Raw genomic sequence first — 18530 nt, 5'->3', positions numbered from 1 at the left:
ACCGGATATTCCCAGATCACAGCCTTCTGCAACACGCTTTAGGCCCTGTCTTCAAACTGGCGCCTGCCCGGCGGCGCCTGGCACGCACGCTCTCCCCCAGCTACCGCTGGGAGGTGCCCCCAGTTGTCGGGCCCGCCCCAGTACGTCCAGTACAGGGGCGACCCTCCGCCTTGCGATCGCACGCACCAGACGCCGCCGGGCCCGCCCTGCGGGCGGACGCCGCCAGTTTGAAGACAGGGCCTAGCGGCCGTCGCGCCAGGGGTACTTGTAGCTGCGCATGACCCGGACGTGGCCGAACACGGACCGGCCGGTGATGTGCACCACGGGGCCGTCCTCGTCCCAGTCCTCCTTGGTCTTGTCGTGTCCGCCGAGCTGGGAGCGCTTGCCGAACAGGGCGGTCCCGGTGTCGTAGACCCGCGCGCTGTCGGGGACGAGGATCTCGACCTTGCCGCAGAACGAACCGGCCTCGATGACGACCTCGCGGCGGGTGAACACCGCCTGCCGCAGGTCGATCACGACGGCGCCGAACCGGGCGCGCGCGACGGTGTGCGGCGGGACGGGCCACTGGCCGCCGCGCCGGATCTTGCTGAAGAGGGCGTCGACGGGGTCCGCGTCGGTGGGGGCGACCAGGTTCGCGCCCGCCGCCGGCTCCGGCAGATCGCCGGTGATCGGGGCGAGTTCACCGCGGGTGCGCGCGGAGTACGTGGCTTCGAGCCGCTCGGCGTGCTCGTCCGTGGTGAGCCGGCCGGTCGCGAGCGCGTCGGCGAGAATCGCGGCGGTCTGGTCGCGTTCCTGGTCCGACGCGCGCAGGTCGATGTCGGCGGAACGGGACTCCGCTGGGGTGTCGGACACCGGGCAACCTCCTGATCGGACGCGGACCAGACTTACGCTATATCGCGACTGTCGCGTTCGCAAGGTCCGCGTCCGCCGACGGGCCGCACCCGGCTGGGAGGCGGCTGGAACCCGGCCGGATGGCTGCCGGAACCCGGTCGGCGGCCGGGCCGGCGGTACGTAAACCGCTGGTTCCAGCGCAGGTGAGGGCCATAGGGTCAGGACCCGTGAACACGAACAGAACACGGTGCGGAGCATGAGCGCCCGGCTGCGCGGCATCGCCCGGCACACCCAGGAGATCGTCGCGGCGGGTTGGTACCCGGCGCCCAGCGGACGGGACGTCCCGATCGCCGCCGGCGTCGCACGCGCGGTCGCCGGGACCCGGCTGTTCGGGCCGGAGCCGGTGGACGTGCCTCCGCCGTCCGGTCCGCCCGCGGCCACCGCCTTCGGCGTGACCGGCGAGAGCAGCCTCCAGGCCGCGCGCCGGCTGACGGACTCCTCGGACGGGCCCGTCGCCGTCCTCAACTTCTCCTCGGCCCGCAACCCGGGCGGTGGTTACCTCAACGGCGCCCAGGCGCAGGAGGAGTCGCTGTGCCGCGCCTCGGCCCTGTACACGTGTGTGGTGAGCACACCGGACTTCTACGCCGTCCACCGTGCCGACCGCGACCCCTTCTACACCGACCGGGTCGTGCACTCCCCCGCCGTACCGGTCTTCCGCGACGACCGCGGCGCGCTGCTGGAGGAGCCCTACGAGGCGGGCTTCCTGACCTCTCCCGCGCCGAACGCCGGTGTGATCACCCGTAATCACCCCGACCGGGTGGACCGGATCCCGCGGGCGCTGCTGACGCGTGCGGAGCGTGTGCTGGAGGTCGCCGCCGCCCAGGGCTACCGGCGGCTGGTGCTGGGCGCCTGGGGCTGTGGGGTCTTCCAGTGCGATCCCGCGCAGGTCGCGGACGCCTTCCACCGCCATCTGACCGGCGGCGGGCGCTTCGCCGGCCGGTTCGACGAGGTCGTCTTCCCGGTGCTGGACCGGCGCGAGGACTCCCCCACCCGCGCCGCTTTCGCCGCGAGGTTTAATGAGTCATGACCGACACCGAGGACACGGCGGAAACGAACGAGCACGCGACGTACAACGGGCTGATCGCAGTGCTCGACGAGCACGGTGCGGTCTACCGGACCATCGACCACGCGCCGCAGGGCGCCACCGAGCTGGTCAGCGAGCTGCGGGGCAACGCGCTGGCGCAGGCGGCGAAATGCATCATCGTCATGGTCAAGCTCGGCAAGAAGACCACCAAGTACGTCCTCGCCGTCGTGCCCGGTGACCGGCGGCTTGACCTCGGCGCGGTGAAGGCGCTGTTCGGCGGGACGTACATCTCGTTCGCGCCGAAGGAGACCGCCGAGCGCCTGGCCGGCAGTGTCAGCGGCACCGTGCTGCCGTTCTCGTTCGACGAGAAGCTGGAACTCATCGTGGACCCGGCGCTGCTGGACCACGATGAGATCTTCTTCAACGCGGCCCGGCTGGACCGTTCCCTGGCGCTCTCGGCCAAGGACTACGCGGAGATCGCCGCGCCGCGCATCGAATCCATCACGGAGGCACCGGCCCTCCCGGGCGGGAAGCGCAACATCGACACCGTCATGGACGCCGTCCCCGAGAAGTGGCTGCCGCACGTCCTGGCCCAGGTGAACGACTACGACGTCAAGGTCGCCAACGTCGAGGGCGAGTTCTCCGAGCACCGGCACGCGGACACCGACGAGTTCTTCCTCGTCCTCGCCGGCCGGCTGCGGCTGGAACTCCCGGACGGCACCGTCGAGCTGGGCCCGCACGAGGTGTTCACCGTGCCGCGGGGCACCCTGCACAAGCCGGTGGCTGAGCCCGGGACCCGGATCCTGATGTTCGAACCGCGCGGCACGGTCAACTCCGGTGACGGCAACGAGGGAACGACCGGCGTCGTCCTGCCCTGACCATCCGTCCCCCCGCGCCGCGCGCCGTCCCCGCCCGGTCCCCGTGCCTCGTGCAGCAGACGGTCCCGCACCCGCTTCTCGCGGTGCGGGACCGGCCCGTCGGGGCGCTCAACGGCTGCCCGCCCCGGCGTCGCCCCGGCCGTGCAGGAACAGTGCCCGGCTCAGGCAGCCGACGGCCACCGTGCACGCCGCCGTCCGCACCATGTTCAACGCGATCCAGGTGTTCTCGAACTTGTCGCGCACCGCAGCCGGATCACGGATGTGCGCGGGGTCGCCGGCCTTCGCGAGCTCGTCGTTGAGCGGGATGTTCGCGCCCATCGTGACGAGGAGCGCCACGACGTAGAGCGCCACCGACGCCAGTACCCAGCCGAACACGGCGCGCCGCCCCAGCCGCCGCTGCTGGAAGGCCGCGACGCCCGTCAGCACCAGGGCGCCGAAGAACGCGAGGAAGAACACCGGGTTCTCGATGGCCACGTTGATGTTCTGCATCGCGCCGATGAACGTCCGGTCGTCACCGCGGCCCAGGCCCGGCATGACCGCGACGTCGAAGCTGAAGAAGAGACCCGCCATGAGTGCCGTGGCGACGGTGGCGGCGCCCAGCACGGGGCCGGCGGCGCTCTTGCGGGCGGGGACCGGCGGCGCCGGGTGGTGGAGGGGAGCCTGGGGCGTCGGGTGGATGTTCGGGGCGCCGTTGGTGGGGTGGGCGGCACTCATCGTTTCGCTTCTCCCTGCGGGGTGACGGACGGTCGTGTTCGGCTGGTTGCTCATGGCTCCAGTCAAGTCGCCGGCGCGACCACGGACCATCGCTCAGACGCGCACCCGCATAAGCAACCGTCCACGCGCGGGCGCGTGGACGGTTGCCGTCACTCCCTGATCCGCTACGAGGCGGTCGTTCCGTACACCTGCATCTCGTAGAGGGAGTAGCCGTAAGCGGTGCCCCGGGCGGTGCCGTTGACCCGGACGTAGCGGCCGGTTCCGGTGAGGCCGGTCAGGTCGTCGGTGGCACCGTTGCCGGTGGTGGTGGAGTAGATCGTCGTCCAGGTCGTGCCGTCCGGGGAGGTCTGGATCGTGTACGCCTTGCCGTACGCGGCCTCCCAGAGGAGCTTGACGTGGCTGACGTTCGCGGTGGCGCCCAGATCGACGCGCAGCCACTGCGGGTCGGTGCCCTCCTTGCTGGCCCACCGGGTGGTGGTGAGGTTGCCGTCGAAGGCGGCCGCCGCCGCGAAGGAGGTCGATTCGACCGAGGAGGCCGTCGCCGTCCTGCCCTGGGAGAGCAGCACCGGGCCGCCGCCGGGAGCGTTGACGGTCAGTGCGTACCCCGTCGAGTGCGCGGCCGATGCCGAGGTCCCGGTGACCGTGAGAGCCGCGGAGCCGGCGGTGGCGGCGGCGGTGGCCGACACCGTCATCACCGAGGTGCCGCCCGCGGTCACCGTCGAGGGCGCGAAGCTCACGCTGACACCCGACGGGGCGCCGGTGGCGGTGAGCGTCACCGGCTCCGCCGTACCGGAGGCCACCGGCACGGACACCGTCGAGGTCGTCGACGCTCCCGCGTTGACCGAACCCGCGGTCGGGTTCAGCGACAGCGAGAAGTCGTTGGTGGCGGAGGCGGGCGTGAAGGCCCACTGGCTCGCGGTGCCGGAGCAGCTGCCGGCGACCGTATTGCCGCCCGAAGCCCGGAAGCACTTCTGGCCGGTCTGCATGTCGGAGATCGTGCCGTTCGGGTTGACCGACCACTGCTGGGTCGGGCCGCCCGTGCAGGCGTTGAGGACGATGCTGCTGCCGGAGGTCGCCGCGCAGAGGTTGTTGATCACCATGAACGCGCCGTGGAAGGTGAAGCGCTGGCTCGCCGCACCGTTGCAGGCGGCGGTCTTGAGGGCGGTGCCGGAGGTGGAGCTGTTGCCGGGATCATCCATGCACTGCGCCGTCGAGACGTTCTTGTACTGGCCGACCGTGGTGTTGGGCTGAGCGCCGCCGTAGCACTTGCCGGTGCCGGTGTTGAAGATCGGCGTGGCGTCGTAGGGCTCGTTCGAGGCGGGGTTGACGACGACCGGTTCCATCGTCGGCGTGTTGTCGGCGTTGTAGTGCGTCAGCGCGTCCTCGCAGTCGATCGCGTTCATCGCGTTGCCGCCCTTGCCGCCCAGCCACAGGTCGATGTGGTGCAGGCCGGGGCCGCCGTTGGGCCCCTCCTCGCTCCAGTCCGCCTCGCACTCCTGGCAGCTGTCCTCCATGATGAAGTACTTCCTGACCCGCTCGACCCACACCTTCGTGCCGGCCGGGAGCTCCGCCTTGGAGGTCGCGAAGGTGATCGGATCCGCGAACGTGCCGGTACCGCCGGCCGTGTTGTGGATCTGCGGGTAGGAGATGTCGCCGCCGGGCGGTGTGTTGTCGTACCAGCCGTAGAACGTCAGGAACGTCTGTTGCGTCGTGGCCGCGGGGGCCGCGGAACTCGGCGCCGCGTTCACCAGTCCCGCGAACGCCGAGATGAGGACGAGACAGGCGGTCGCGAGGAACGCGACAAGAGCGCGCCGGCTCATGGTGCGGCTCATGGTGCCTCCGTTGCCAGGGGGATCCAGCAGGGTCACCGCAGAGTCGGTCCGCGAACCGGCGCAAGTCAATAGTCTGTTAGGAAAGTTATCTAACAATCATCGGGTGCCCGCTGGGGACACCCGGCGGAATCAACTGGCCCGGCGCCGCCCCGTGATGACATCCTGACCGCGTGAACGGACCGGAGATCGACCTCACTTTCGCCCCTGAGCTGCACCTCTTCGTCCCCGCTGAGCGGCGGCAGGGCCCGAGCACGGTCGTCACCGACGGCACCTCGACGCTCGGCCATGTCGTCGAATCGCTGGGCGTCCCGCTCACCGAGGCCGGCCAGCTGCTCGTCGACGGCGGCGCCGTGCCCGTCTCGCACATCCCCGCCGCTGGCGAAACCGTTCATGTCGAGGCCGTCGAGCGGCCCCAGCACGTGCCGGGAGCGCCCCTGCGGTTCCTGCTCGACGTCCACCTCGGCACCCTCGCGCGGCGACTGCGCCTGCTGGGCGTCGACGCCGCCTACGAGAACGAGGACATCGGCGATCCCGCGCTGGCCGCACTCTCCGCGAAGGAGCGGCGCGTCATGCTCTCCCGCGACCGCGGGCTGCTCCGGCGGCGGGAGATCTGGGCCGGGGCGTACATCTACAGCGACCGCCCCGAGGATCAACTCCGCGACGTGCTGCAGCGCTTCGCGCCCGTGCTCACCCCGTGGTCCCGGTGCGTGGCCTGCAACGGTCCGCTCGCCGACGCCGACAAGGAGTCGGTCCAGGACCAGCTGCGGCACGGCACACAGCGCTCGTACGACGTGTTCGCGCAGTGCGCGGCCTGCGAGCGCGTGTACTGGCGCGGCGCGCACCACGCCCGCCTGGAGGCGATCGTGGAGGAGGCCCTGCGCGAGTTCGGCGGCGCGGCCGCCTGACACCGGCACGTCTCCCAGGGGGCCTGTCCGGCCGATCGCGAACGGCCGGACCTGCGCTAGTCGGCGACGCCCCTGACCGTGATGACCTTGTCGATGTGCACGCGGACGAGGAGTTCGCCCGGGACGCCGTTGCGGGCGCCGTACGCCTCGGCCCGGTCGGGGCCCATGTAGCGGTGGGCGATACGGGTCGCCCAGTCGCGGACCTCCGGCAGGTCCTCGCTGATCCGGGCCTTGCCCTCGATGACCACGAACGAGAACGGCGGACGGTCGTCGTCGACGCAGATGCTCACCCGGCCGTCGCGGGCGAGGTTGCGGCCCTTGACGGTCTCCTTGCCGGTGTTGAGGACCAGGTCGTCCCCGTCGAGGAGGAACCAGACGGGGGCGAGGTGCGGCCGCCCGTCGGCGCGGACGGTGGCGAGCTTGCCGGTACGGGTTCCCTCGCTGATGAATGCACGCCATTCGGCGTCGATCATGGTGGTCATGCCACCCATGGTGCCCGATGGGGGCCGGTCCACGGCACGGGACGCCCCGGCGGCGGGGCTCATGTCAGGCGTCCCCGCCCAAGGACTGGAGAGCGCTCTCCAATCCACCGAGCCGGGATGTCGGAGCTGAGCCGGAATGCCGGAGCCGAGGCGTCAGGCGGACTGCCGGATGACGAGGGTCGGTTCGAAGATGACGGAGGTGATGCGCTGCTGGGGTGTGCTGATGCGGTCGAGGAGGAGACGGGCCATTTCGCCCGCCATGTCCTCGACGGGCTGCCGGACGGTGGTCAGTGCGGGGCGTGACGCGGTGGCGGCGCTGCTGTCGTCGAAGCCGATGACCTTCACGTCGTCGGGGACATGGCGGCCGTGGTCGCGCAGGACGAGCAGGGCCCCCTGGGCCATCAGGTCGTTGGCGGCGAAGACCCCGTCGAGTCGGGGGTGTTCGGCCAGCAGGCGTTCCATCGCGGCCTCACCGCTGTCCTGGGTGAAGTTGCCCTCCGCGCACGGCACATAGGGGATGCCGTGGCGGGCCATCGCCTCGCGGAAGCCGGTCAGCCGGTCCTGGCTGGCCGGGACGTCCAGCGGACCGGAGATCGTCACCACCTCCCGGCAGCCGCGCTCCACCAGCCGGTCGGCCGCCAGCCTGGCCCCGTCCTGATGCGCGACATCGACATAACTGATCGGGATCGGCCGGGCCGGCCGGGCGAACAACACCGCGGGCACCCCCGCCTCGGTGATCTGCTCCGGCAGCGGATCACCCGCGTGCGTGGACACCACCATCGCCCCGTCGGCATTGCCCTGCCGCAGATACGCCACCACCTGGTCGCGCGCCGGGCCGGTCTCGGCCAGCATCAGCACCGGATGCATCCCCAACGGCCGCAGGAACCCCACCACACCACTGACGACCCGGCCGAAGAACGGGTCCACGAACACCTCGCTGCGGACCGCGTCGTCCGGCCCGGGGCCGCCCGCACCGGACACCACCAGCGCGATGGCCCCGGTACGCCGGGTCACCAGTGACCGGGCCGCGGTGTTGGGCACGTAGCCGGTCGCGGCGATGGCCTGGCGGACCGTCTCCTGGATGGCCGGGTCGACATTGCGGGTCCCGTTGATGACCCGGGAGACCGTCGCACGCGAGACACCCGCCACGCGGGCCACATCCTCCAGCGTGGGAGGTCCCGAAAGTGCCGGTCGGAGGACTTCGCTCATGCCGGTCTTTATAGCACGTCCTGGAGAGCGCTCTCCAGGAGTCCCTTCCCGGGGTCGTCAGCGTATCGAAGACCGCACCCCACCGCCCCCGCCTCGGCATAACGAGACCTCCTCCCTCCTCCCGGCACATGTCGCGTCGATCTGCACCCCACCCCCGCGCAAGTGGTCACACACAGTGAACGGCCATTGCTGTGAGCGAGTTCCCGGATCGGGAATGTGCGGGCGGTGGGTCGCGTTGAGACGAGCAGATACCGAATGACAATGACAATCATTCTGTTCGGTGTCCTGGACCACCGCATCGGAAGGGAATCCCATGGCACGCAGTGACGCCCGTCCCGTCATCACCCTGCGTTCGACGGCCGGCACCGGCCAGAGTTACGTCACGCGCAAGAGCCGTCGCAACAACCCCGACCGTCTCGTGCTGCGCAAGTACGACCCGGCCGCCGGACAGCACGTCCTCTTCCGCGAGGAGCGCTGACCCCACACGGTTCAGCCGCATCACACGGACCCAACGGATCACACCCGCCGCGCGCATCCCGCCGGCAACGAGGACCGGCAGCCCCACCCGTTCCGCACAACGGAAGGTAACCCCATGAAGTTCGGCATCCACCCCGTCTCCCGCCCGGTCGTCTTCCGCGACCGTTCAGCGGACTTCGCATTCCTGACGCGTTCGACCGCGGACAGTGACAAGACCGTGGAGTGGGAGGACGGCAGCGTCTACCCCGTCGTCGACGTGGAGACGTCCTCGGCGAGCCACCCGTTCTACACGGGTACGTCCCGCGTGCTGGACACCGCGGGCCGCGTCGAGCGCTTCGAGCGCCGGTACGGTTCGCCCGCGTCCGGCGCGGGCCCCGCGAACTGAGCTCCACGCACCCCGAGGGGGCGGTACGGCCGGCATTCCCGGCGGCACCGCCCCCTCCCCCGTTCGCGGTTCCCTACTTCCGCGGCGCACCGCGGTACGTGCCGAAGAACCACCGGTTCCCCTCGGGGTCACGGGCGGCGAAGTCACGCGAGCCGTAGTCGGTGTCGGTCAGCTCCATGATGATCTCGGCTCCCGCCGCCCGGGCACGGGCGTACAGCGCGTCGGGCTCGTCGGTGACGACGTAGCCGCCGAAGGTGCCCGGTACCAGGGCGACATGGTCCGCCGCGCCCTCCTCGGGGACGCTGCCGAGCATGATGCCGCCGCCCGGCGGCCAGTCGAGCTGGGCGTGGTCCACACGGTCGCCCTCGCCGTAGACGACGGTCTCCTCGAAGCCGAACGCCTCGACCAGGAACCGGATCAGCGCGCGAGCGTCACGGGCCCGCAGACTGGGCCACACCTGGGGCGGGGGCGCCTTATCGTCCGTGGCGGCGGTGGTCTCGTTGGTCGTGTCGGTGGCACTGGTGCTGTCGGTGGCGTCCATGCGGGCCGGACCTCCTCGGGTCGGTGCTGCGGCGGAGCTGTTTCAGTGGTGGACGGCCCCGCTGTCCTCGTCCGCTGTCCACTCTGCCGCCGAGGGGGCGGCGAAGGCTTGGACGTTTCGGAACTCCTCGGCCAGCCAGCGGCTCGGCGCGCAGCCGGCCAGGGAGCGGAACTCGCGCGCGAGGTGTGCCTAGTCGAAGTAGCCGCAGTCGGCCGCGAGATCCGCCAGACCGTTCGGGCTGCTGGGACGGTACGCACCCGCCGGCCCGTCCGCGCCGTCCCGGCCGGCCAGGACGTCACCTCCCCTGCCGCAGGCCCGGACGACCAGCAGCCGCCGCGCCCGGTCGAAGCGGATGACCCGGGCCGCCGCCTTGGGGCTCAGTCCGATCTCGGTGTGGAACCGGCCGGCCAGATGCCTGCCGCTCCAGCCCACGTCCTTGGCGAGCGCCGACGCGGACATTGCGCCGCCGGAATGCACCAACAGGTCCCAGGCGCGGACCACTTGTGGCGGGACGGCGGATTCCGGGCGCGCGTAGCGCCACAGGACGCGGTCGAGGACGGCGAACCGCTGCCGCCAGCCGGGCGCGTCGCGCAGCCGGGCCCGTACCTCATCGGCGAGTCGTCCCAGGACGGCGTCGGCCGGGAGGTCGGCGTTGGCGAGTTCACCCGCGGGCAGGTGCAGCAGGGCCCGCGCGCCAAGCGGGCTGAGCGCCACCTGGATCCCGGACTGGCGTCCCCCATGGGTGATCAGCGCCGATGTGGTGTGCAGACCGCCGAGCAGCGCGTCGTAGCGGGCCGGCGCCTGCCGTGGGTCGGGGTGCAGCTCCACGGTCAGCGGGTCGTCGAGGGTGAAGATCAGCGTCAGGAAGGGCGAGGGCATGCCCCGGTGCCGGGTGGGCGGGACGCCGTCCTGCCGGTAACCGCAGTACCCCGCGATGTAGGGCCGCAGCGCGGGCGCGGGCAGGCACTGGACCGCCTCGTCGATCACGCCGGAGGGCGCGGTTGCCGTACGACCACTGTCCACCTGACCAGTATCGGCCGGACGGGACACGGATGCGCGACGGACGGCGGTTCAGGCGCTGCGGCTCTTGCCGGCCGCGGTCTTCGCGGCGGTCTTCTTCGCCGGCTTCGCCGCGGCCTTCTTGGCCGTTGTTTTCGTGGCCGTCGTCTTCGTGGCCGTCCCGCCTGCTGATCTCGTCGCCGTGGTCTTCTTCGCCGTGGTCTTCTTCGCGGTGGACTTCTTGGTGTCGTTGCTCTTGGGTGTCGATTTCTGCGCCGGAGCCGCGCGCTTGGCGGCGGTCTTCTTCGCCGGCTTCTTGATGGGCGTGACGGTCGCGTCGGCGGCGTTGTCGGAGCGGGCGCTCCTGGCCTGGGCGACGCTGGCCTCCAGGGCCGCCATCAGGTCGACGACCTTGCCGCCGCCTCCGGATCCATCGGCCGCGGCGGGTGCTTCGCCGCCCTCGACCTTCGCGCTGACGAGGGCCTGTACGGCTTCGGCGTAGTTGTCCGTGTACTCCTCCAGGTCGGCCTCGCCGAGGGCGTTGATGAGGGTGTCGGCGAGGTCGAGTTCGGCGTCGGTGATGTTCACCTTGCCGGTCGGGGCGGCCTCGGACGTCGACTTGACCTCGTCGGGCCAGCGCAGGGTCTGCAGGATCAGCACGTCGTCATGGGCGCGCACCAGCGCGAGGTGCTCGCTGTTGTGCATCGCGAGCTTGCCGACGGCCGCCTTGCCCGACCGCTGGAGCGCTTCGCGCATCAGGACGTAGGCCTTGTTGGCGGCGGCATCGGCCGGGGCGAGGAAGTAGGGCGTGTCGAGCTTCAGGAAGTCGACGCTGTCGGCGTCGAGGAACCCGCTGACCTCGATGGTCTTGGCCGTGGGGAGCGGCAGGGCCTTCAACTCGTCGTCGGAGATCTCGATCAGCTGATCGTCGGCCGTTTCGTACGCCCTGCCGATCTCGGCCTGGGTGAGGACCTGCTCGTCGAGTGCACAGACCTTTTGGAGACGCACCCGCCCGTGGTCGGCTGTGTGGATCTGCCGGAAGCCGAGCTTGTGGCTGCTGACGGCCGAACCGAGCTTGACGGGTACGGCGACCAGGCCGAAGGACAGCGTGCCGCTCCAGAGCGATCTCATCGTTTTGTCCCTAAATGTGAGAGATTTCATACTATGCCGATCACGGAGATCGAGGGCCGCAAACTGACCCTCACCCACTTGGAGCGGATCCTGTATCCGCGGACCGGCACGACCAAGGGCGAGCTGGTGCACTACTACGCCACCATCGCCCCCGTCCTGCTGCCACACCTGCGCGGCCGGCCCCTGTCGTTCCTGCGCGCCCCCAGCGGGGTGGACGCCACGTCCTTCTTCGCCAAGAGACCGCCGTCCGGTACCCCCAGCTGGGTGACGACGTCGGTCACCGAGCGCAGCAGCGGCGAGGAGATGGAGCAGGTGCAGATCAACGACCTCGCCACCCTCGTGTGGGCGGCGAACCTGGCGTGCATCGAGCTGCACGTACCGCAGTGGAAGGCCGCCGCGCCCGGAACGGCGGACCGGCTCGTGTTCGACCTGGACCCCGGCGAGGACCGCACCGTGGTCGACTGCTGCGCCGTCGCCCTGCTGCTGCGTGAGCGCCTCCGCGCCGACGGCATCGAGTCCTGGGCGAAGACGTCGGGCTCCAAGGGCCTGCATCTGTACGCGCCGCTGACCGGCGCCTCGCCCGAGCAGGCCGCGGCCTACGCCAAGGCGCTCGCGAAGGAGCTGGAGGCGGACCATCCCGATCAGGTGGTGTCGAGGATGACCAAGAACCTGCGCACCGAGAAGATCTTCATCGACTGGTCGCAGAACTCGGCGAAGAAGACCACCGCCGCCCCGTACACCGTCCGCGCCCGCGCCACGCCCACCGTGTCCACGCCCGTGTCGTGGGACGAGATCGAGGAGTGCGACGACCCCGGGCGGCTCTCCTTCACCATCGCCGACGTCCCCGACCGCGTGGCCGACCACGGAGACCTGCTCGCTCCGCTCCTGGAACGGAAGCGGGCCGGGAAGCTGCCGTCATGACGCGGCCCTCATGACGCGGCCCCTGGTGAGGCGGCCCCTGGTTTGGCGGCCCCTGGTTTGGCGGCCCTCGTGAACCGTCCGGACCCGGTCGTCCTGCGGCCGCGGGTCGACGTGATGCGCCCCCGCACGGAAGCCGACATCCCGGCCGAGGACGCGCTGCCCGGCGGAGTGCAGTACAGCGTCAAGCTGGACGGCTTCCGCGCCGTCGCGTTCGCCCTCGGTGACCGCACGGTCCTGCAGACCCGCTCCGGGCGCGACATCGCCGCCGAGTTCCCCGGCATCGCCGCCGCCCTCACCCGGGCGCTGCCCGCCGGGCTCGTCCTCGACGGTGAGATCTGCGCCTGGGCCGACGGGAAGTTCGCCTTCACCGAGCTGCTGCGCCCCGACGCGCAGCGCCGTGCGGCGGGCATCGCCGTGGCGTACGTCGCCTTCGACTGCCTCGCCGTTCCGGGCAGCGACATCCGGGACCTGCCGCTCGCCGACCGCTGGAAGCTGCTGCGCACGGCGCTGCGCGACCTGGGGCCGCAGGTGCAGACCGTGCTGGCGACCACGGATCGCGCGGTGGCGCTGGACTGGTACGAGACCCTGGTGCCGCACGGCGTGGAGGGCCTGGTCTGCAAGGGGCTCGGCTCCGCGTACCGGCCCGGCGCCCGGCCGGGGTGGATCAAGGTGCGGCACGCCGAGACCGTCGACGCCCGGCTGGTCGGCGTCATCGGCTCCGGGCGGCGCCCCGACTCGGTGCTGGTCGAGTTCGACGACGCGACCCGCGCTCAGACCTCACCCCGTCTCGACCCGGTCGCCGCCGGGCGGATCGCGGCGGCGGTCGCCGGGCTGCTCGGTCCTGAGGTCAGGGACGAGGACGGATCGCCCCTGCGACCGGTGCGCGACGGCCCGTTGGTCGAGGTCCGGGTCCGGACGGGACGGCAGGCGACCGTACGGTTCATCCGGATCCGGGACGACGACGCGGTCTGACGGGGCGCCGTGCTCGGTGACGCCCGCAGAGCTAGGGCTGGTGCTCGTGGAGCTGGTCCTTCTCGTCGCGGAGCTGTTCCTTGTCCTCGCGGAGCTGTTCCTTGTGGTCGCGCCAGCGGTCCATCATCGAGTGGAGTTCCTTCTGCAGGAACGCGAAGAACTCCGCGGTCTCCTCGATGCGGGAGCCGGCCTGGGTGCCGGGGCCGAGCGCCTCGACGCCGGCGCGCAGGGTGTGCTCCCACCGGCCGATGATCGCGTCCCGGCGGGTGAACGTCTCGTACCACTGGTCGTTGTGCAGCCGGTAGCGCTCGCGGCGCGAACCGGGGTCGCGCTCGCGGCCGATCATGCCGACCTGGGCGAGGTAGCGGACCGCGCCGGAGACCGCCGCAGGGCTGACCTGGAGGCGTTCGCTCAGTTCCGCGGAGGTCAGAGCGCCCTGCTCCGACGCGATCAGGGCGGCGAAGACCCGGCCGGGCATGCGCGGCATGCCGGCCTCGACCAGCTCGGCGGCGAACCGCTCGACGAACGTCAGCACCCCCGCGCCTTCGCTGTGGCTCTGCTCCTGTGCCATGTCCGCCTCCCGATCGCCCGCCGGACGGCTACCGCCTGGCCCGTTGCCGCCCGGCCGGTTGTCGCCCGCCTGCCCGGTCCGGAGTTTATACAATTCTCTATCTTCACAACTTTGTGAATCTACTGTACGTTCAGAATCATGACGACGGCAATCAGCGTGGCCGCACTCCACAAGTCGTTCGGCCGCACCCATGCTCTGGACGGGCTCGACCTCAGTGTCCGAACGGGGGAAGTGCACGGTTTCCTCGGACCGAACGGCGCGGGGAAGTCGACCGCGATCCGTGTCCTGCTCGGCCTGTTGCGCCCGGACGGCGGCACCGCCCGGCTGCTCGGCGGAGATCCCTGGCGGGACGCGGTCGCCCTGCACCGCCGGATCGCCTACGTGCCCGGCGATGTCACCCTGTGGCGCAATCTCAGCGGTGGTGAGGCCATCGATCTGCTGGGCCGGCTCCGCGGCGGTCTGAACACCGACCGCAGAGCCCGGTTGCTGGACCGCTTCCAGCTCGACCCCACCACCAAGGGGCGGGCCTACTCCAAGGGCAACCGGCAGAAGGTCGCGCTGGTCGCGGCGTTCGCGGCGGAGGCGGAGCTGCTCATCCTGGACGAGCCGACGTCGGGTCTGGACCCCCTGATGGAGGAGGTGTTCCAGGAGTGCGTGACCGACGCCCGCGAGCGCGGCGTCACCGTGCTGCTGTCGAGCCACATCCTCAGCGAGGTCGAGGCGCTGTGCGACCGGGTCAGCATCATCCGCCAGGGGCGCACCGTCGAAACCGGCACCCTCGACGAACTGCGCCATCTCACCCGTACCGCGATCACCGCCGAACTCGGCGGCTCCCCGCACGGGTTGGCGGACCTGCCCGGAGTGCACGGCCTGGACGTCCGGGGGCACCGGGTCAGTCTGCAGGTCGACACCGATCAACTCGACGCCGTCCTGCGGCAGCTCGGCGAGTCCGGGGTCCGCAGCCTGACGAGCCGGCCGCCGACCCTGGAAGAGCTCTTCCTGCGCCACTACCAGGCCGTGCCGGAAGCGGTGGCCCGATGAGTGCCACCGACGTGGGCGTCCCGGTGCACGGCACGGGCACCGCCACCGGCACCGGGGTGCTGACCCGGCTGGCGCTGCGCCGGGACCGGATCATGATCCCGGCCTGGGTCTACGCCCTGACCGCCGCGGTGCTCAGCAGCTGCCTGTCCCTGGAGAAGTTGTACGGCACGCTCAAGGAGCGGACGGATTTCGCCCGCAGCATGAACGTCAACAGTTCCCTGCGGGCGCTGTACGGGCCGGCGTTCAGCGGGGAGAGCACCGGTGCGCTCACCGCGTGGCGGATGGGATGTATCGGCGCCGCGCTGACCGGTCTGATGAGCATCCTCATCGTGATCCGGCACACCCGCGAGGAGGAGGAGAGCGGCCGCCAGGAACTGCTCAGTTCCGGTGTGGTGGGACGGCGGGCGCCGCTCACCGCGGGACTGCTGACCGCCCTGACGGCCAATGCGGCCCTCGCGCTGATCGTCGCCGCCGCGCTGACGGTGCTCGGCCAGTCGGTCGCCGGATCGGCCGCCCTGGGGCTCGCTCTCGCCGCCAGCGGGCTGATGTTCGCGGGTGTCGCGGCGGTCACCGCCCAGCTCACCGCGAGCGCTCGGGTCGCCAAGGGGCTTGCCGGGGCCGTGCTGGGGCTCGCGTTCCTGCTCCGCGCCAGCGGCGATGCGGCGTCGGCGGACGCCGCATCGCCCCTCGTGTGGGCCTCGCCGCTCGGTTGGACCGAGAACCTCCGGCCGTTCGCCGGGGACCGGTGGTGGGTGCTCGGGCTCGTGGCCGCCTTCACCGCGGTCACGACCGGGGCCGGCTACGTCCTGGTGGCGAGACGTGACCTGGGTGCCGGGCTGCTCCCCGCCCGCCCCGGACCGGCCGAGGGCGCGGCGTCGCTGAACGGCCCGTTCGCCCTCGCCTGGCGGCTGCAGCGCGGCGCCCTGTACAGCTGGGCCGCCGGCTTCGCCGTCGCGGGAGCGCTCTACGGCTCGGTGGGCAACTCGATCTCCGGCATCGTCGAGGACAACGCGCAACTGGGGGACATGGTCCGCCGCATGGGGGGACCGGGCGCCCTGACCGACTCCTTCTTCGCCACCGCCATGGGACTGCTCGGCATGCTCGCCGCGGCCTACGCCGTACAGAGCACGTTGCGGCTGCGCTCGGAAGAGACCGGCCGGCTGGCGGAACCCCTGCTGGCCAACGCCGTCGGCCGGGTGCGCTGGGCCTGCAGCCACCTGGTCTTCCCCGCCTTCGGCACGTTCGTGCTGCTCACGGTCGGCGGAGTGTCCGCGGGGCTGGCCTACGGCGCCACCATCGGCGACATCAGCGGGCGACTGCCCGCGCTGACCGGAGCGGCACTGGCCCAGGCTCCGGCGGTGTGGGTCACCGCGGCGCTGTCCCTGGTTCTCTTCGGCTGGATACCGAAGGCCTCAGCGGCGGCCTGGGGGGTCCTCGCCGCCTTCCTGCTGTGCGGACAGCTCGGACCCGTCCTCCACCTCCCCCAGCTGATGCTCGATCTCTCACCCTTCACCCATCTGCCCAAGGCGCCGGGCGGGCATCAGGAGGCGGCGCCGTACCTCTGGCTCGTCGTGGTCGCTGCCATGGTGGCGGCCGTGGGACTGACCGGTTTCCGCCGCCGTGACCTGGCCGGCGATTGAAAGGAGTGAAGGGAGTGAACCCAATACGCCACAAGAGATGCGCCGGGCCGCTCGAACACGCAGCCTAGGGATATGGATCCAGAAGCACAGCAGGTCGTCGTCTACCCGCTGGAGAACGGCACACGGCGGGTGACGATCGGCGGCACGCCGGTCGGCCGCGCGTACTCGCTCCCGGACATCGTGGAGTTCCTGCGCCGGGCCGGTCTGGACGATGTGGAGCTCGAGGACCATCCGCTCATCGACTGGCGTGGTGGCGGGCCCGAGGTACAGGCCCGCCCCGAGTGACCGCTGGAGCGCTCCGCGACACCGGTCGCCCCGCGCGTCCCGGCCACGGGGGGATGGCTCTACCCTGACCCGGTGCGCCACTTGATCAAATCCCCCGCCGCCGAATGCGAAGCCGCCGAAAACCCGGCCGCCGAAACCTCCGCGACGACCCCACAGCAGCCCGTCACAGCAGTCCGTCGTGCCCGTGGAGCGGCCCGTACGAGGCTGGAGGCCACGGCGCGCATCGTCACCGATGTCCTGCAGCCCCGCAACGCCCTGCTCGCCGGCCTGGTCGGTCTCGGGACCGCCGCGGGGGGCAACCTGAGCGGTGCGGCGTGGGGGCTGTTCGCGGCGCTGTGCGCCGGGGTCGTCCCGGCCGCCTACATCGAGTGGGAGCGCAAGCGCGGCACCTGGGGCGACCGGCATGTGGTGGACCGTACGCAGCGGGCACCGATCTTCGCCGTCATCCTCGGCTCCATCGGGATCGGTGCAGCGGTGATGCTCCTGGCCCACGCGCCGGCCGACATCCTCATCGCGATGGTCTCGCTGTGGGCGGTGACCGTCGTCCTGCTGGTCGTGAACACGGTCTGGAAGATCAGCGTGGACTCGGCGGTGGCCTCCGGCGTCGTCGCGCTGCTCGCCGTCGTCGCCTCGCCCTGGTGGCTGCTCGGCTATGTGCTGGTCGCCGCCGTGTGCTGGTCGCGCGTCGCGCTGACCTACCATTCCGTCGCGCAGACCGTGGCCGGCGCCTCGGTCGGCGCGGCGAGCGCCGCGATGTTCGTACTGCTGTAGGAGCAGCCGATCCGCCGGGCGCACCGACCGCAGCGGCCGCTAGACGACCTTCACGTTCAGCGCGTGCGGGCCCTTGGGGCCGTCGCCGAGCTCGTACTCCACCGCTTTGTCGTCGGCGACGTTGCCCTCGATGTTCTTGCCGTGGACGAAGACGTCAGCGCCGCCGTCGGCCGGGGTGATGAAACCGAAGCCCTTCCCCGGGTTGAACCACTTGATCTTGCCGTTGAGCTTCGCCATCGCTGTGCCTTCGCCTCGCCTGGATGATCCAGCCAAGTTACCCGCTCCGCCGGGGTCCCCCGCGACACGCGGGCGGCGGTCCGCCCGCCGGGCCCGTCCGATTCGTCGTATCGCCCCACGCGGACCTGCGCCGTGGAAGGATGCCGGTCCATCGGCGCTCAGGGGGCGACATGGATGCCAGCAGCAGGAATGTGCACGTCGATTTCGACGGTGAGCAGGTGACGATCCGGCGGCCCGGCCTGCTGGGCAAGCGGGTGGAGCGGCTGCCGGTCGCCGGGATCGGCGCCGTCCGCTGGAAGGCCCCCGGCTGGACCGGCTACGGGAGCATCCGCTTCATCCTGCTGGGCGGGAACACGGGAGGCACCGGCAGCGGCGCTGCCCCCAGGACCGATTCCTCGGTGACCTTCGGCAAGGAGCAGCAGGCGGACTTCGAGGTCCTGTGCCGGGCCGTCGAAGCCGCGATCGGCAAGCAGTCCCGGGCTCCCAGAACGCCCGCCACGCCGCCGCCCGTCTCACTGGCGGACGAGCTGGAGCGGCTCGCGGGGCTGATGAAGCGCGGCCTGCTGACCCGGCCGGAGTTCGAGCGGGCGAAACGCAAACTGCTCCGCTGACCCGGCCCGTCGC

General features: G+C 71.2%; 22 protein-coding genes and 1 pseudogene. 13 read left to right on the top strand and 10 right to left on the bottom strand.

Translation table 11 applies throughout. The features are described from left to right. Positions 1-240: 240 nt before the first annotated feature. Positions 241-852 (bottom strand): DUF1707 SHOCT-like domain-containing protein, encoded by a 612-nt coding sequence (locus tag LNW73_RS31440; protein ID WP_250992271.1) that lies wholly within the window; start codon positions 850-852, stop codon positions 241-243. Positions 853-1087: 235 nt separating this feature from the next. Between LNW73_RS31440 and LNW73_RS31435 the strand changes: the two genes are divergently transcribed. The 3 genes and pseudogenes from LNW73_RS31435 (at position 1088) to LNW73_RS31425 (ending at position 2793) form a co-directional block, all read left to right on the top strand. Continuing rightward, entirely contained in the window at positions 1088-1918 is an 831-nt protein-coding gene (locus tag LNW73_RS31435; RefSeq protein WP_250992270.1) for a TIGR02452 family protein, read from the top strand. Beyond that, positions 1915-2418 (top strand): annotated as a pseudogene (locus LNW73_RS31430) (YbaK/EbsC family protein); the annotation flags it as partial. The gene LNW73_RS31435 and the pseudogene LNW73_RS31430, both read left to right, overlap by 4 nt. 48 nt (positions 2419-2466) lie before the next feature. Then, positions 2467-2793 carry a cupin domain-containing protein gene (locus tag LNW73_RS31425; protein ID WP_250993095.1) on the top strand — a complete coding sequence of 109 codons (327 nt, stop codon included), beginning with the start codon at positions 2467-2469 and terminating at the stop codon, positions 2791-2793. A gap of 108 nt (positions 2794-2901) precedes the next feature. On the opposite strand, the gene LNW73_RS31420 is transcribed toward LNW73_RS31425, so the two are convergent. Both LNW73_RS31420 and LNW73_RS36505 read right to left on the bottom strand, forming a co-directional pair. Further along, positions 2902-3507: an anthrone oxygenase family protein gene (locus LNW73_RS31420; RefSeq protein ID WP_250992269.1), complete on the bottom strand. Its 606-nt coding sequence runs from the start codon at positions 3505-3507 to the stop codon at positions 2902-2904. Between the two features lie 164 nt (positions 3508-3671). Beyond that, a complete protein-coding gene (locus tag LNW73_RS36505) occupies positions 3672-5339 on the bottom strand; it encodes a discoidin domain-containing protein (RefSeq protein WP_308407753.1) in 1668 nt (555 codons plus the stop codon). 170 nt (positions 5340-5509) lie between these two features. On the opposite strand from LNW73_RS36505, the gene LNW73_RS31405 reads away from it, so the two are divergent. Continuing rightward, a complete protein-coding gene (locus LNW73_RS31405; protein ID WP_250992268.1) occupies positions 5510-6244 on the top strand; it encodes a Mut7-C ubiquitin/RNAse domain-containing protein in 735 nt (244 codons plus the stop codon). 56 nt (positions 6245-6300) lie between these two features. On the opposite strand, the gene LNW73_RS31400 is transcribed toward LNW73_RS31405, so the two are convergent. Together LNW73_RS31400 and LNW73_RS31395 are read right to left on the bottom strand one after the other, a co-directional pair. After that, a complete protein-coding gene (locus tag LNW73_RS31400; RefSeq protein WP_250993094.1) occupies positions 6301-6717 on the bottom strand; it encodes a PPOX class F420-dependent oxidoreductase in 417 nt (138 codons plus the stop codon). 162 nt (positions 6718-6879) lie between these two features. Further along, positions 6880-7935 (bottom strand): LacI family DNA-binding transcriptional regulator, encoded by a 1056-nt coding sequence (locus LNW73_RS31395; RefSeq protein WP_250992267.1) that lies wholly within the window; start codon positions 7933-7935, stop codon positions 6880-6882. A 313-nt stretch (positions 7936-8248) separates the two neighbouring features. Here LNW73_RS31395 and rpmG point away from each other — a divergent pair, with 313 nt between their 5' ends. Both rpmG and LNW73_RS31385 read left to right on the top strand, forming a co-directional pair. After that, a complete protein-coding gene (rpmG, locus tag LNW73_RS31390; RefSeq protein WP_250974297.1) occupies positions 8249-8413 on the top strand; it encodes a 50S ribosomal protein L33 in 165 nt (54 codons plus the stop codon). Between the two features lie 114 nt (positions 8414-8527). After that, positions 8528-8797, top strand: coding sequence for a type B 50S ribosomal protein L31 (locus LNW73_RS31385; RefSeq protein ID WP_250992266.1), 270 nt, complete (start codon positions 8528-8530; stop codon positions 8795-8797). Positions 8798-8870: 73 nt separating this feature from the next. On the opposite strand, the gene LNW73_RS31380 is transcribed toward LNW73_RS31385, so the two are convergent. The 3 genes from LNW73_RS31380 to ku form a co-directional block, all read right to left on the bottom strand. Continuing rightward, positions 8871-9338, bottom strand: a complete 468-nt coding sequence (locus LNW73_RS31380; RefSeq protein WP_250992265.1) for a VOC family protein — start codon at positions 9336-9338, stop codon at positions 8871-8873. A gap of 189 nt (positions 9339-9527) precedes the next feature. Continuing rightward, entirely contained in the window at positions 9528-10361 is an 834-nt protein-coding gene (locus tag LNW73_RS31375) for a helix-turn-helix domain-containing protein (RefSeq protein WP_250992264.1), read from the bottom strand. 48 nt (positions 10362-10409) lie between these two features. Next, on the bottom strand, positions 10410-11468 hold the full coding sequence (ku, locus tag LNW73_RS31370) for a non-homologous end joining protein Ku (protein ID WP_250992263.1): 1059 nt from the start codon (positions 11466-11468) through the stop codon (positions 10410-10412). A gap of 33 nt (positions 11469-11501) precedes the next feature. Here ku and ligD point away from each other — a divergent pair, with 33 nt between their 5' ends. Next, complete coding sequence (gene ligD, locus LNW73_RS31365) at positions 11502-12389, top strand: non-homologous end-joining DNA ligase (RefSeq protein ID WP_250992262.1); 888 nt, start codon at positions 11502-11504, stop codon at positions 12387-12389. Between the two features lie 69 nt (positions 12390-12458). Then, the gene (locus tag LNW73_RS31360) at positions 12459-13361 is read left to right on the top strand and encodes an ATP-dependent DNA ligase (protein WP_250992261.1); all 903 of its coding nucleotides are present in this window, start codon (positions 12459-12461) and stop codon (positions 13359-13361) included. A gap of 31 nt (positions 13362-13392) precedes the next feature. Here LNW73_RS31360 and LNW73_RS31355 read toward each other — a convergent pair whose 3' ends face one another. After that, positions 13393-13932, bottom strand: coding sequence for a GbsR/MarR family transcriptional regulator (locus tag LNW73_RS31355; protein WP_250992260.1), 540 nt, complete (start codon positions 13930-13932; stop codon positions 13393-13395). A 138-nt stretch (positions 13933-14070) separates the two neighbouring features. On the opposite strand from LNW73_RS31355, the gene LNW73_RS31350 reads away from it, so the two are divergent. From LNW73_RS31350 to LNW73_RS31335, 4 genes are all read left to right on the top strand, one after another. After that, positions 14071-14973 carry an ABC transporter ATP-binding protein gene (locus LNW73_RS31350; protein ID WP_250992259.1) on the top strand — a complete coding sequence of 301 codons (903 nt, stop codon included), beginning with the start codon at positions 14071-14073 and terminating at the stop codon, positions 14971-14973. Then, positions 14970-16613, top strand: coding sequence for an ABC transporter permease (locus tag LNW73_RS31345; protein ID WP_250992258.1), 1644 nt, complete (start codon positions 14970-14972; stop codon positions 16611-16613). Before LNW73_RS31350 ends, LNW73_RS31345 begins: the two co-directional genes overlap by 4 nt. 72 nt (positions 16614-16685) lie before the next feature. After that, complete coding sequence (locus LNW73_RS31340) at positions 16686-16898, top strand: hypothetical protein (RefSeq protein WP_250992257.1); 213 nt, start codon at positions 16686-16688, stop codon at positions 16896-16898. A 204-nt stretch (positions 16899-17102) separates the two neighbouring features. After that, positions 17103-17669, top strand: a complete 567-nt coding sequence (locus LNW73_RS31335) for a hypothetical protein (RefSeq protein ID WP_250993093.1) — start codon at positions 17103-17105, stop codon at positions 17667-17669. 39 nt (positions 17670-17708) lie between these two features. Here the strand turns inward: LNW73_RS31335 and LNW73_RS31330 are convergent, their stop codons facing one another. Continuing rightward, complete coding sequence (locus tag LNW73_RS31330; protein ID WP_250974307.1) at positions 17709-17906, bottom strand: cold-shock protein; 198 nt, start codon at positions 17904-17906, stop codon at positions 17709-17711. 170 nt (positions 17907-18076) lie between these two features. Here LNW73_RS31330 and LNW73_RS31325 point away from each other — a divergent pair, with 170 nt between their 5' ends. Next, positions 18077-18517, top strand: a complete 441-nt coding sequence (locus tag LNW73_RS31325) for a DUF4429 domain-containing protein (protein WP_250992256.1) — start codon at positions 18077-18079, stop codon at positions 18515-18517. The last annotated feature ends 13 nt before the right edge of the window (positions 18518-18530 follow it).

The sequence above is a fragment of the Streptomyces sp. RKAG337 genome, from assembly GCF_023701715.1.
Taxonomy (GTDB): domain Bacteria; phylum Actinomycetota; class Actinomycetes; order Streptomycetales; family Streptomycetaceae; genus Actinacidiphila.
Note: the sequence above shows the minus strand (reverse complement) of the source record. Positions and strands in the feature narration are given on the sequence as shown.